General features: G+C 70.1%; 11 protein-coding genes and 1 tRNA gene. 10 read left to right on the forward strand and 2 right to left on the reverse strand.

Annotated features, from left to right (window positions below; genetic code table 11):
• The 3 genes from ABTY61_RS14185 to ABTY61_RS14195 are packed head-to-tail and all read left to right on the forward strand — an operon-like array spanning position 1 to position 3,454.
• Positions 1 to 1,932 (forward strand): branched-chain amino acid ABC transporter permease, encoded by a 1,932-nt coding sequence (locus ABTY61_RS14185; RefSeq protein WP_350505244.1) that lies wholly within the window; start codon positions 1 to 3, stop codon positions 1,930 to 1,932.
• 8 nt (positions 1,933 to 1,940) lie between these two features.
• Entirely contained in the window at positions 1,941 to 2,741 is an 801-nt protein-coding gene (locus ABTY61_RS14190; RefSeq protein WP_350505327.1) for an ABC transporter ATP-binding protein, read from the forward strand.
• Positions 2,738 to 3,454 (forward strand): ABC transporter ATP-binding protein, encoded by a 717-nt coding sequence (locus ABTY61_RS14195; RefSeq protein ID WP_350505245.1) that lies wholly within the window; start codon positions 2,738 to 2,740, stop codon positions 3,452 to 3,454. Before ABTY61_RS14190 ends, ABTY61_RS14195 begins: the two co-directional genes overlap by 4 nt.
• Positions 3,455 to 3,512: 58 nt before the next feature.
• On the opposite strand, the gene ABTY61_RS14200 is transcribed toward ABTY61_RS14195, so the two are convergent.
• Positions 3,513 to 4,130 (reverse strand): ANTAR domain-containing response regulator, encoded by a 618-nt coding sequence (locus ABTY61_RS14200; protein WP_350505328.1) that lies wholly within the window; start codon positions 4,128 to 4,130, stop codon positions 3,513 to 3,515.
• Positions 4,131 to 4,272: 142 nt separating this feature from the next.
• Here ABTY61_RS14200 and ABTY61_RS14205 point away from each other — a divergent pair.
• The 3 genes from ABTY61_RS14205 (at position 4,273) to ABTY61_RS14215 (ending at position 6,034) form a co-directional block, all read left to right on the forward strand.
• Positions 4,273 to 4,345: transfer RNA gene (locus tag ABTY61_RS14205), tRNA-Leu, on the forward strand.
• A gap of 119 nt (positions 4,346 to 4,464) precedes the next feature.
• Positions 4,465 to 5,253: a helix-turn-helix domain-containing protein gene (locus ABTY61_RS14210; protein ID WP_350505246.1), complete on the forward strand. Its 789-nt coding sequence runs from the start codon at positions 4,465 to 4,467 to the stop codon at positions 5,251 to 5,253.
• 7 nt (positions 5,254 to 5,260) lie between these two features.
• On the forward strand, positions 5,261 to 6,034 hold the full coding sequence (locus tag ABTY61_RS14215) for a transcriptional regulator (RefSeq protein WP_502895308.1): 774 nt from the start codon (positions 5,261 to 5,263) through the stop codon (positions 6,032 to 6,034).
• A gap of 41 nt (positions 6,035 to 6,075) precedes the next feature.
• Here ABTY61_RS14215 and pyk read toward each other — a convergent pair whose 3' ends face one another.
• Complete coding sequence (gene pyk / locus ABTY61_RS14220; RefSeq protein ID WP_350505248.1) at positions 6,076 to 7,506, reverse strand: pyruvate kinase; 1,431 nt, start codon at positions 7,504 to 7,506, stop codon at positions 6,076 to 6,078.
• A gap of 351 nt (positions 7,507 to 7,857) precedes the next feature.
• Between pyk and ABTY61_RS14225 the strand changes: the two genes are divergently transcribed.
• The 4 genes from ABTY61_RS14225 (at position 7,858) to ABTY61_RS14240 (ending at position 12,409) form a co-directional block, all read left to right on the forward strand.
• Complete coding sequence (locus ABTY61_RS14225; protein ID WP_350505249.1) at positions 7,858 to 8,964, forward strand: substrate-binding domain-containing protein; 1,107 nt, start codon at positions 7,858 to 7,860, stop codon at positions 8,962 to 8,964.
• A complete protein-coding gene (locus tag ABTY61_RS14230) occupies positions 8,961 to 10,619 on the forward strand; it encodes a VWA domain-containing protein (protein WP_350505250.1) in 1,659 nt (552 codons plus the stop codon). The genes ABTY61_RS14225 and ABTY61_RS14230 overlap by 4 nt, the downstream gene beginning before the upstream one ends.
• On the forward strand, positions 10,606 to 11,094 hold the full coding sequence (locus ABTY61_RS14235) for a hypothetical protein (protein ID WP_350505251.1): 489 nt from the start codon (positions 10,606 to 10,608) through the stop codon (positions 11,092 to 11,094). Before ABTY61_RS14230 ends, ABTY61_RS14235 begins: the two co-directional genes overlap by 14 nt.
• Positions 11,095 to 11,332: 238 nt before the next feature.
• Positions 11,333 to 12,409, forward strand: coding sequence for an IS110 family RNA-guided transposase (locus ABTY61_RS14240; protein ID WP_350505329.1), 1,077 nt, complete (start codon positions 11,333 to 11,335; stop codon positions 12,407 to 12,409).
• Positions 12,410 to 12,513: the final 104 nt, after the last annotated feature.

A 12,513-nucleotide genomic window follows, 5' to 3' on the forward strand; every position in this document is an offset into this window, starting at 1 on the left:
ATGACCACCACCAGCACCGAGACCACCCCGGTCATCCCCCTGCCCGCCCCCGCCGCCACGGCCCTCACCGGCCTCGGCGCCCTCCTCACCGCCGCCTCCGCCGCCATGTCCTGGACCTGGACCAGCGACTTCCCCGGCGACCTCACCTACTTCGGCTCCCCGGCCGGACTCCAATGGCTCGCCGTCGTCGCCGGCGTCCTCACCCTCGTCCTGCTGCTCGCCGTCCAAGGCGTCCCCGGCCTGCGCTGGGCCGCCCCCAGCCGCAGCAACAACGCCGTCCTGTACGCCGCCACCGGCGCCCTCGCCGTCGCCGCGTACTCCGTCACCGCCATCTCCGTGGAACTCGGCGGCCTCGCCAACCTCGAACCCGGCGGCTGGGTGCTCGCCGCCGGCGGCCTGCTCAGCGTCCTCGGCGCCCTCGGCCTCCCGCTCGACCGGCGCACCGGCGTCCCGCTGCGGATCATCGACAAGCGGCTCTTCCTGCTCGTCCCCGCCGCCCCCGTCGGCTGGTTCGCCGCCCACGCCATCCCCGACGACCAGCCCGTCGCCCCGGTGATGACCGCCCTGGCCAGTGCCCTCGCCATCGCCGCCGGCGCCGTCCTGCTGCTCCAGCTCGGCCACCTCGCCAACAGCCGGCTGCGCCTCGGCACGATCGAGCGCCCGCTGCCCGCGCCGCGCCAACTCCCGTCCTGGGCCGAGGTCCTGCTCATCGTGCTGGCCTTCGGACTCGGCCTGTACGCGATCACCTTCGGCATCGACACCGAGTACGGCGAGCTCTTCGTCGGCTACCTGCTGCTCGCCGCACCCGCCATCGCCGCCCTCGCCAAGTCCGGGCTGCTGGGCCGGCTGCGCGCACTGACCGTCAAGTACCGCCCGGTCACCACCGGCGCCGCCTTCGCCGCCGCCGCAAGCTTCCCGTTCACCCAGAGCAGCGACCAGTACACCTCGGTCGCCACCAACATCCTGATCTTCGCCACCGTCGCCCTCGGCCTCAACATCGTCGTCGGCCTGGCCGGCCTGCTCGACCTCGGATACGTCGCCTTCCTCGGCGTCGGCGCCTACGCCGCCGCCCTGGTCTCCGGCTCCCCCGCCTCGCCCATCCACGTCCAGTTCCCGTTCTGGGCCGCGATGCTCACCGGCGCCGCCGTCTCGATGGTCTTCGGCGTCCTGATCGGCGCCCCCACCCTGCGGCTGCGCGGCGACTACCTCGCCATCGTCACCCTCGGCTTCGGCGAGATCTTCCGCATCACCATGCTCAACCTCAACGGCACCACCGGCCCCAAGATCACCAACGGCTCCAACGGCATCCCGCGCATCCCCGACCTGGAGATCTTCGGCTTCGACCTCGGCAAGCCGCACACCATCGGCGGCATCGAACTCGGCCGGTTCTCCAACTACTACCTGCTGATGCTGCTGGTCACCGCCGTCGTCGTGCTGATCTTCGCCCGGGTCGGCAACTCCCGCATCGGGCGCGCCTGGGTCGCCATCCGCGAGGACGAGACCGCCGCCGAAGCCATGGGCATCAACGGCTTCCGGCTCAAGCTGCTCGCCTTCGCCCTCGGCGCCTGCCTGGCCGGCCTGGCCGGCACCGTCCAGGCCCACGTCAGCTACACCGTCACGCCCGACCAGTACACCTTCGCCGAGGCCCTCCCGCCCAACTCCGCCTTCCTGCTCGCCGCCGTCATCCTCGGCGGCATGGGCACCATCAGCGGACCGCTGGCCGGCGCCACCCTGCTCTTCCTCATCCCCAAGAAGCTGGAATTCCTCTCCGACTACCAGCTCCTCGCCTTCGGCGCCGCCCTCATCGTCCTGATGCGCGTCCGCCCCGAGGGCCTCATCCCCAACCGGCGCCGCCAACTGGAGTTCCACGAGGCCGCCATCCCGGCCCAGCCCACCGGCGAACCGGGCGCACTCACCAAGGCAGGGGCGTGACCGACCAGATGACCACCGCAACGCCACTGCTCGACGTCACCGGCGTCACCATGCGCTTCGGCGGCCTCACCGCCGTCAACGACGTCTCCCTCACCGTCGGCGAGGGCGAGATCATCGGCCTCATCGGCCCCAACGGCGCCGGCAAGACCACCTTCTTCAACTGCCTCACCGGCCTCTACGTCCCCACCGAGGGCACCGTCCGCTACCGCGGCACCCAACTGCCCCCCAAGCCCCACCTGGTGACCCAGGCCGGCATCGCCCGCACCTTCCAGAACATCCGGCTCTTCGCCAACATGACCGTCCTGGAGAACGTCCTCGTCGGCCGGCACAGCCGCACCAAGGAAGGCATCTTCGCCGCCATCCTGCGCGGCCCCCGCTACCACCGCGCCGAGGCCGAGAGCCGCGAGAAGGCCATGGAACTCCTCGCCTTCACCGGCCTCGCCGAGAAGGCCGACCACCTCGCCCGCAACCTCCCCTACGGCGAACAGCGCAAGCTGGAGATCGCCCGCGCGCTCGCCTCCGACCCCGGCCTGCTGCTCCTCGACGAACCCACCGCGGGCATGAACCCCCAGGAGACCCGCGCCGCCGAGGAGCTCGTCTTCGCCATCCGCGACCGCGGCATCTCCATCCTCGTCATCGAGCACGACATGCGGTTCATCTTCAACCTCTGCGACCGCACCGCCGTACTCGTCCAGGGCCAGAAGATCGTCGAAGGCGACCGCGAGACCGTCCAGAACGACGAACGCGTCATCACCGCCTACCTCGGCGCCCCGCTCGAAACCCCCGCAACACCGGAGGACCCCAAGTGACCGCACTCCTCGAGGTCGAGGACCTCCGCGTCGCCTACGGCAAGATCGAGGCCGTCAAGGGCATCAGCTTCACCGTCGAACAGGGCGAGGTCACCACCCTCATCGGCACCAACGGCGCCGGCAAGACCACCACCCTGCGCACCCTCTCCGGCCTCCTCAAGCCCACCGGCGGCCGGATCACCTTCGACGGCCAGGACCTGAGCACCGTCCCCGCGCACAAGATCGTCGCCCTCGGACTCGCCCACTCCCCCGAAGGCCGGCACATCTTCCCCCGCATGACCATCGAGGAGAACCTCCTCCTCGGCGCCTTCCTGCGCACCGACACGGCGGGCATCCAGTCCGACGTGGAGCGCGCCTACACCCTCTTCCCGATCCTCGGCGAACGCCGCAAGCAGGCCGCCGGAACGCTGTCCGGCGGTGAGCAGCAGATGCTCGCCATGGGCCGGGCCCTGATGTCCCAGCCCAAGCTGCTGATGCTGGACGAGCCCTCGATGGGCCTCTCCCCGCTGATGATGCAGAAGATCATGTCCACCATCGTCGAGCTCAAGGCCTCCGGTACGACCATCCTGCTGGTCGAGCAGAACGCCCAGGCCGCCCTGTCGCTGTCCGACCGCGGCTACGTCATGGAGACCGGCCGCATCGTCCTCTCCGGGACGGGCGCCGACCTCCTCCACGACGAGTCCGTCCGCAAGGCCTACCTCGGCGAGGACTGACCCCTGCACGCAGGAAGGGCCCGGCAGATCCCTGCCGGGCCCTTCCTGCGTGCGGCTGCTACTCCGCTTTCTCGCCCTCTTCCGCCTTCTTGCGGTCCTGGGCCTCGCCCTCCTCGATGACCGCCTCGGCCACCGCGGCCATCGTCATCCGCCGATCCATCGAGGTCTTCTGGATCCACCGGAACGCGGCCGGCTCGTTCAGCCCGAACTTCGTCTGCAGCACGCCCTTGGCGCGGTCCACCAGCTTGCGGGTCTCCAGCCGCTGGGTGAGATCCCCGATCTCCTTCTCCAGCTCCCGCATCTCGGTGTACCGCGACACCGCCATCTCGATCGCCGGCACCAGGTCCGACTTCGAGAACGGCTTCACGATGTACGCCATCGCGCCCGCGTCCCGCGCCCGGTCCACCAGCTCCCGCTGCGAGAACGCGGTCAGCATCAGCACCGGCGCCAGGTGCTTCTCGTGGATCTGCTCGGCGGCCGACAGCCCGTCCAGGATCGGCATCTTGACGTCGAAGATCGCCAGATCCGGCTTCAGCTCCTCCACGAGCCGCAGCGCCGTCTCCCCATCGCCGGCCTCGCCGACGACGGTGTACCCCTCCTCCTCCAGCATCTCCTTCAGGTCGAGACGGATCAGCGCCTCGTCCTCGGCGATCACAATCCGGGTGATCTGGGGCATATCGGTCTCAAGCGGCTGTGCCTGCTCGTCGGCGGTGCTCACGGGGCTCCTAGTTCCGGCGGGGTACTGCATGCACGAGGGTACCTAGACACGGTATGTTTGAGTTCATGCGGGGGTGAGGGCAACCTTCGAAACCGCGCATGCCCCGGTAGCCCAGCGGAAGAGGCCATGGTCTCAAACACCATACAGCGTGGGTTCGAATCCCACCCGGGGTACTTTTCCTTCGATTCGAAAGCCACTTAGGGCAACCTAATCGTTGGCGATCTTCATCCGTTCGGGTGGAAACCATCCTCTTTACCGGTGCATTCGGCGCATTGCGCTCAAGATCACCCGTATGGCAGTTCGATCCACTCGCGAAGAAGCCGTCCTCCTGCTACGCCGGGGCGCCCGCAACTGCGACGTCTCCCGTCGACTTGGCGTCCCATCCGGCACGGTCTCCTGGTGGAAGCACCAGGACCTCGCTAAGCGCAACGAGCTTCCCGGCCGCAAACGTTCCAGCTGCCCGCACTGTTACGGTGACCAGCTGAACCGCCCCGCGTATGCCTGTCTCCTGGGCCTCTACCTCGGCGACGGCCACATCCTGCTGCCCACCGAGTACTGCAGGACACAGAGTCTCCAGATCACCTGCGACAACAACTGGCCAGGAGTCATGAACTCTGTCGAACAGGCCATGCGCGACGTCTTCCCACGAAACAAGCCCTGCCGGGTCCGACGGACCGGCTGCCATGACGTCAAGCTCTACTCAAACCATCTGACCTGCCACTTCCCGCAGCACGCGCCTGGCAAGAAGCACGAGCGCACCATATCCCTGGAGCCGTGGCAGCAGGAGATCGTGGACGCCCACCCCTGGGAGTTCCTGCGCGGGTTGATCCACTCCGACGGCTGCCGCATCACCAACTGGGCGACTCGAACGGTCGGTGGCGTCACGAAGCGCTACGAGTACCCGCGCTACTTCTTCACCAACACCTCAACCGACATCATCAGCCTCTTCACCGCCACCCTCGACGCCGTCGGCGTCCACTGGAAGGCCTCAATCCCCCGCCCCACCGGGCAAGTCAACATCTCGATCGCCCGCAAGGACTCCGTCGCCCTCATGGACGCCCACATCGGCCCCAAGTACTGACACCACCATGTACGACACGGCCACGCGACGGCGAGCGCTCGATCTCCACGCATCCGGCCTGACTTTCAGCCAAGTCAGCCGCGCGACCGGTATATCCCGGTTCGCGATCCGCGAGTGGGCCTCCGGTGCCATCCCCAGCCCACGCATGACGGCCGAGTGCCCCCTCCTCAACGGTCGGCTCGATCCGTCCCGTCCACGCGCCGACTACGCCTACCTGCTCGGGCTCTACCTCGGGGACGGCTGCATCAGCGAAGGGCGCCGCCAGGTCCACGCCCTGCGCATCGCCTGCTGCGACGGCTGGCCCGGTCTCATCGACGAGTGCGAGCGCGCCGTCTCCGCCGTCATGCCGCACAACAAGGTCAACCGCGTCCGCGCACCGGGCTGCACCAGCGTCGTCAGCACCAGCAAGCACTGGCCCTGCCTCTTTCCCCAGCACGGCTCCGGCCCTAAGCACCTGCGGCCGATCGTCCTCGCGTCCTGGCAGCAGGAGATCGTGGACGCCTGCCCCTGGGAGTTCCTGCGCGGGTTGATCCACTCCGACGGCTGCCGCATCACCAACTGGGCAACCCGCACCGTCGGCGGTGTCACGAAGCGCTACGAGTACCCGCGGTACTTCTTCACCAACACCTCGACCGACATCATCGGCCTCTTCACCGCCGCCCTCGACGCCGTCGGCGTCCAGTGGAAGGCCGCCCCGCGCGCTACCGGCGCCACCAACATCTCCATCGCCCGCAAGGACTCCGTCGCCCTGATGGACGCCCACATCGGCCCCAAGTACTGACGGCGGCGCGACCCCGGCAGGGCCGCGCCGCCCATGGGGCGTCAGACGTCCAGCGTCCCCACGTGGTGCACCCGCACCAGGTTGGTGGAGCCGGCCAGGCCGGGCGGGGAGCCTGCGGTGATGACGACGATGTCGCCCTTCTGGCAGCGGCCGAGGGAGAGCAGGGCCGCGTCGACCTGTTCGACCATCTGGTCCGTCGTCGGGGCGAAGGGGCCGAGGAAGGTCTCCACGCCCCAGGTGAGGGCGAGTTGGCTGCGCACGGCCGGTTCGTAGGTGAAGGCGAGCACCGGGATGGGTGAGCGGTAGCGGGTCAACCGCCGGGCGGTGTCGCCGGACTGGGTGAAGGCGATCAGGTACTTCGCGTGCAGGAAGTCGCCGATCTCGGCCGCCGCGCGGGCGACGGCGCCGCCCTGGGTCCGCGGCTTGCTGCCGGTGGTCAGCGGGGGCAGGCCCGCGGCGAGGATGTCGTTCTCGGCCGCCTCGATGATCCGGCCCATGGTCTTGACCGTCTCGACCGGGAACTTGCCGACCGAGGTCTCGCCGCTGAGCATCACCGCGTCCGTGCCGTCGAGGACGGCGTTGGCGACGTCGGAGGCCTCGGCGCGGGTGGGCCGGGAGGCGTTGATCATCGAGTCGAGCATCTGGGTCGCCACGATGACCGGCTTGGCGTTGCGCCGGGCCAGCTTGATGGCGCGCTTCTGGACCAGCGGGACCTGTTCGAGGGGCATCTCCACGCCCAGGTCCCCGCGGGCCACCATGATGCCGTCGAAGGCGTCCACGATGGAGTCGAGGTTCTCGACCGCCTGCGGCTTCTCGATCTTGGCGATGACCGGGACGTACCGTCCCTCCTCCGCCATCACCCGGTGCACGTCCTCGATGTCGCGTCCGCTGCGGACGAAGGAGAGCGCGATCAGGTCGGCGCCGGTGCGCAGCGCCCACCGCAGGTCGGCGACGTCCTTGTCGCTGAGTGCGGGGACGGAGACGGCGACGCCGGGGAGGTTGAGGCCCTTGTGGTCGGAGACGAGTCCGCCCTCGATGACGAGGCACCGCACCCGCGGCCCGTCGACGGCGACGACCTCCAGGGTGACGCGGCCGTCGTCGACGAGGATGCGTTCGCCGTGGCTGACGTCGCCGGCCAGGCCGGCGTAGGTGGTGCCGCAGATGTCCTTGTCCCCCACGACGCCGTTGTCGGTGGAGATGGTGAACTCGTCGCCGCGTTCGAGGAGTACGGGCCCGTGGGCGAAGGTGTCGAGGCGGATCTTCGGGCCTTGGAGGTCGGCGAGTACGCCGACGCTCCGGCCGGTTTCGTCGGCGGCCTTGCGGACCCGACGGTAGCGTTCCTCGTGCTCGGCGCGGGTGCCGTGGCTGAGGTTGAATCGGGCGATGTCCATCCCGGCGTCGACCAGCGTCTTGATCTGGTCGTACGAGTCGGTGGCCGGCCCGAGGGTGCAGACGATTTTTGCTCGGCGCATACTGCTGAGAGTAGGCATTACCGGCGCGTAACATCGACGTGGGCCCGGACTGCGGGATGACCGTTGCCGTAAGGCGAGTTGAACAATCTGACACATCCTCGGACCGGTGTGCGAGGGCCGTTCGGGCGCCCCTCCCGGCCCCACTCCGAGCCTCTCCCGATTGCCCGACGGATTACCCGACGGATTGCCCGACCGATTCCCCAACGGATTGCCCGACCGATGCGATTCCGTGAAGCGGTGTTCACCCCCGGTTCACCGCACCTTCTGTCCGCGCTCCCCGCCCGGCGGGACGCTCGTCACCCCCGGGTGACCGCACCCGGGTAGCGGAGCGACGAGGGGGAGGCGCTCGCAATGAGACGCGCTCTGGGGGTGCTCGCGGCCTTGGCCCTGTTGGGCGGGGTGACGTACGCGCTGGTCCCGGACGACAGGAAGGCCGACCCGACGAAGACGGTCACCGTCACGGTCACCGGGCTGATCGGTTCGGAGAAGCGGGCGTTCTTCGAAAGCCCGGAGGTGAAGGCCGAGTTGGCGAAGCAGGGCCTGGAGGTGCACGCCGACTCGACCGGTTCCTGGACGATGAGCGAGCAGGCGAAGAGCACTTCCGGGCTGGACTTCGCCTTCCCGGCGAGCACCGCACCGGCCCGCGAGATCCAACGCGAGTGGGGATTGCAGGACTCGCCGCTGGTGCCGTTCTACTCGCCGCTGGTGGTGGTGGCGCACGCACCGGTCGCGCAGATCCTCAAGGACAACAAGCTGGCCGCGCAGGACGCTTCGACCGGCGTCTGGACCTTCAGGATGGACGAGTACGTCGCCGCCCTCAAGGCGGTCCGCAAGTGGCAGGACCTGACGGACGCCCAGAACCACGCGGAGCTGTCGGGCCCGCTCTTCGTCACCACCACCGACCCGGAGAGCTCCTCCTCGGGTGCGCTGTACATCGCGCTGCTGTCGTACGTCCTGAACAACAACCTGGTGGTCTCCGACGACCAGGGCGTCGATCGCGTCCGGCCGGTCCTGTACCAGGCGACCGCACTGCAGGGCGGCCAGAAGAGCAGCAGCGACGAGCCGTTCCGGGACTTCCTCGCCGGTGTCGGCAACCCGCTGATCTTCGGCTACGAGTCCCAGGTCGCCGCGATGGCCGTCCAGGGCCAGCCGACCGGGGACATGGTGGTGATGTACCCGGACACCACGGCCTACTCCGACCACACCATCATCGCCCGTACCGAGAACGGCCGGAAGCTCGCCGGCCTGCTCCAGAACGACGAGACGCTGCGCGCCCTGGAGGTCCGGTTCGGCTTCCGCCCGCAGGCGAGCAGCGGCGCGTTCGCCGACCGGGTGAAGGACATCAGGCAGCCGGTCTTCGCCCTGGACCTGAACGCGGCGAAGCTGAAGCAGGCGACCGTCCCCTCACTGGACAACCTGACCAAGCTGACCAAGGCGGCGAAGGGGAGCCCGAAGTGAACCTCCGACCCAAGCGGCCCGCCCGCGGCCGCCCGGCCCGACTGGCCGCCGTACTGGCGGCGGTGCTCGCCGCGGCGACCGCCTGCACCTCCTCCCCCGCCCCGGCCCCGACCGCTTCGCTGGCCGAGACCGCGCGCCCCGGGGTGCTGCGCGTCCTGGCCGGCAGCGAACTGCAGGACCTGCAGCCGGTCCTGGACGACGCGAGGAAGGCGACCGGGGTGACGGTGCAGCTGGCCTTCGGCGGCACCCTGGACGGCGCGGACACGATCTCCTCGGGCCGGGCGGACGGCCGGTACGACGCGGTCTGGTTCCCGTCGAACCAGTACCTGCGGCTGGACCCGACCGGCAAGTCCAAGGTGCTGTCGGAGACCCCGGTGATGGTCTCCCCGGTGGCCGTGGGGGTGCGCTCGTCGACCCTCGCCGACCTCGGCTGGGGGGACGGCTCGAAGGTCACCTGGGCGCAGATCGGCGACGCGGCCGCGGCCGGGAAGCTGTCGTACGGGATGTCCGACCCGTCGCGCTCCAACTCCGGCTTCTCCGCGCTGATCGCGGTGGCCTCGGCCTTCTCCGGCGCGGGGGCGGCGCTGACCGCGGCGGACGTGCAGAAGGCGACGCCGCAGTTGAAGCAGTTCTTCACCGGCCAGAAGCTGACCTCGGGTTCCTCCGGCTGGCTGGCGCAGGCGTACGCCAAGGCCGAGCCGGGCCGGGTCGGCGCCCTGGTGAACTACGAGTCGGTGCTGCTGTCGCTGAACAAGACCCTGCCGGCGGGCCGACAACTGACGGTGGTGCGCCCGGTGGACGGCGTGGTCTCGGCGGACTACCCGCTGTCGCTGCTGTCCTCGGCGGGGCAGGGCGAGCGCGACTCCTTCCAGCGGCTGGCCGGCTACCTGCTGAAGGAGGACGTGCAGAAGCGCATCTCGGAGCTGACGCTGCGCCGCCCGGTGACGGCGGGCGTGGCCCCGGCGGCGGGGCTGCCCACCGACCGCCGCCGCGAACTGCCCTTCCCGGGCACGCGGGAGGTGGCGGACGGCCTGCTGGCCTCGTACCAGAACGAGCTGCGCCGCCCGTCCAGGACGGTGTACGTGCTGGACACCTCGGGGTCGATGGACGGCCCGCGGCTGACGTCGCTCAAGGCGGCGCTGGGCCGGCTGACCGGCACGGACGACACCCGCGGGCTGCGCCGCTTCCGGGACCGCGAGGAGGTCACGCTGATCTCCTTCGCCTCCTCGGTGAAGTGGACGAAGACCCACGTCGTCCCGGCCTCGGGGAGCCGGCCGGGCCCGGAGACCGAGCTGGCGTCGATCAACGCGGACGTCCAGTCGCTGCGGGCGGAGGGCGGCACCGCGCTGTACGACTCGCTGGAGCAGGCGTACCGGGTGATCGAGGCGCAGCAGAAGGCGGCGGGGGACGACCGCTTCACCTCGATCGTGCTGATGACGGACGGGGAGAGCAACGAGGGCGCGACCGACGCCGACTTCAAGCGCTTCCACGACGGGCTGCCGTCGGGTGAGAAGTCGATCCCGGTGTTCCCGATCAAGTTCGGCGAGGCGGCGGTGGGTCAGCTGCAGGGGATCGCGGACGTGAGCGGGGGCAGGCTGTTCGACGGCGGGGGTTCGCTGGACGGGGTGTTCGAGGAGATCCGTGGCTACCAGTGACGGGTACGGCCGGTGGCTGCTGCGCTACCTGGAGTCGACCAGGAACCTGGTCGGCTGCGGGGGCGGCGCCATCGGGCTGGCGCTGCACTTCGCGGGCCTGGGCGGGTCCTGGTGGCCGGGGGTGGTGGCGGGCCTGTACGGCGTCGGCGCCCTGCTGACGCCGGGCCCACCGCCACCGCCACCGCCCCCTCCCCCGCCGCCACCGCCACCGGCGCACCCCGAACTCGACGGGCTGGCCGCCTACCTGGAGACCGTCCCGCTGCCCGCCTCCGCCGGGGTGGACACCCTGCTGGTGGCGCTGCGCGAGGCCGGTCCCGGCCCGGGGGCCGATCCGATCGTCCGGCACCGCCTGCCGGTCGCGGTGGACGGCTACCTGCGGGCCCGCGCCTGGCTGCCGTGGGCGGAGCCGGACGCGCCGGACCCGGCGGCGGAGCTGGGCCGCGAGGTGAAGCAGCTGTCGGCCGAACTCGACTGACAGTGATGATGTTCGTGGTGGCGCTACTGGTGGGTCTGACCCATCGACTGACTGACGTCTCGACTGTCCTGTTCCGGATTTGTCGGCTCATCAATAACGTCACCACGCACGCGGCCGGACGGGCGTTTGTGACTTCATAGGAGCCTGGCCAGAGGCCCCGTCACTGTCTTGTCCACCCGCCCGACCGGCGCGTGCCGCCCTCGGCTCGGACAAAGCAGCAAGGACGGACATGACCAGCATGACGCACGACGGCCCAAAGATCACCGGCGGAGTCGACACCCATGGCCTCACCCACCACGCGGCGGTGATCGACCAACTGGGCCGGCACCTGGCCGACCGGGAGTTCCCGGCCACTGTCCAGGGCTACCGGAACCTGCTGGACTGGATGCGCTCCCACGGCACCCTGACCGCGGTCGGAGTGGAGGGGACCGGCGCCTACGGCGCCGAACTCGCCCGGGTGTTGACCGCTGCCGCAGTCACGGTCGTCGATGTGGACCGGCCGGACCGCAAGACCCGACGTATGCGCGGCAAGTCCGACCCGATCGACGCCTACGCGGCCGCCATGGCGGTCGCCTCCGGCAGGGCCACCGGAGTCCCCAAGAGCCGCGACGGAGTGGTCGAGGCCGTCCGGGTCCTGCGATGCGCGCGTCGCAGCGCGGTCAAGGCCCGCACCCAGGCGATGAACCAGATCCGCGGGCTGCTCGTGTCCGCACCGGCCACGCTGCGCGAGCAGACGGCAAACCTGGAACGGGCCGCGCTGATCCGCACGCTCGCCCGGCTACGCTCCGGCGCGGACCTGTCGACGCCGCTGACCGCGACCAAGGCCGCCCTGAGGCGCCTGGCCCGCCGTCACCAAGCACTCGACGAGGAGATCACCGAGCTCGACAGCGAGATCGGCCCGCTGGTCAAGCAGGCCGCCCCCGGTCTCCTCGCGCTGTTCGGGGTCGGCCCTGAGACCGCAGGCCAGCTCCTGGCCTCGGCCGGAGACAACCCCGAACGCATGCGCTCCGAAAGCGCGTTCGCGCACCTCGCCGGAGTCGCACCCATACCCGCATCCTCCGGCCGCACCCACCGCCACCGCCTCAACCGCGGCGGCGACCGGGCCGCCAACAACGCCCTGCACACCATCGTCCTGGTCCGCATGCGCTACGACGAGCGCACCCGCGCCTACGTCGCCCGCCGCACCAAGGAAGGCCTGTCCAAGAAGGACATCACCCGGTGCCTCAAGCGCTTCGTCGCCCGCGAGGTCTACCGCGCACTGACCGGCACACCAGCCGAACGCGTCACGCAAACCGATCTGGCTCCCGCAGCTTGACGTCTATAGGAGCATCCGAGGTCAGCCGACCGGCCGGGAAGCAGGGGCGGGGTGGCCGGAAATCGACCCTCCCGCCCCATACCGCCCCTTTCTCCGCCCACCCC

Source organism: Kitasatospora sp. NPDC096128, from assembly GCF_040303105.1.
In the GTDB taxonomy this organism is placed as follows: domain Bacteria; phylum Actinomycetota; class Actinomycetes; order Streptomycetales; family Streptomycetaceae; genus Kitasatospora.

What these genes read in the sequence shown, in the direction of transcription:
- ABTY61_RS14200 (WP_350505328.1), bottom strand. Translation starts at nt 4,130, where the DNA reads ATGCCCCAGATCACCCGGATTGTGATCGCCGAGGACGAGGCGCTGATC.
- ABTY61_RS14190 (WP_350505327.1), top strand. Translation starts at nt 1,941, where the DNA reads ATGACCACCGCAACGCCACTGCTCGACGTCACCGGCGTCACCATGCGC.
- pyk (WP_350505248.1), bottom strand. Translation starts at nt 7,506, where the DNA reads ATGCGCCGAGCAAAAATCGTCTGCACCCTCGGGCCGGCCACCGACTCG.
- ABTY61_RS14240 (WP_350505329.1), top strand. Translation starts at nt 11,333, where the DNA reads ATGACGCACGACGGCCCAAAGATCACCGGCGGAGTCGACACCCATGGC.
- ABTY61_RS14185 (WP_350505244.1), top strand. Translation starts at nt 1, where the DNA reads ATGACCACCACCAGCACCGAGACCACCCCGGTCATCCCCCTGCCCGCC.
- ABTY61_RS14225 (WP_350505249.1), top strand. Translation starts at nt 7,858, where the DNA reads ATGAGACGCGCTCTGGGGGTGCTCGCGGCCTTGGCCCTGTTGGGCGGG.
- ABTY61_RS14215 (WP_502895308.1), top strand. Translation starts at nt 5,261, where the DNA reads ATGTACGACACGGCCACGCGACGGCGAGCGCTCGATCTCCACGCATCC.
- ABTY61_RS14210 (WP_350505246.1), top strand. Translation starts at nt 4,465, where the DNA reads ATGGCAGTTCGATCCACTCGCGAAGAAGCCGTCCTCCTGCTACGCCGG.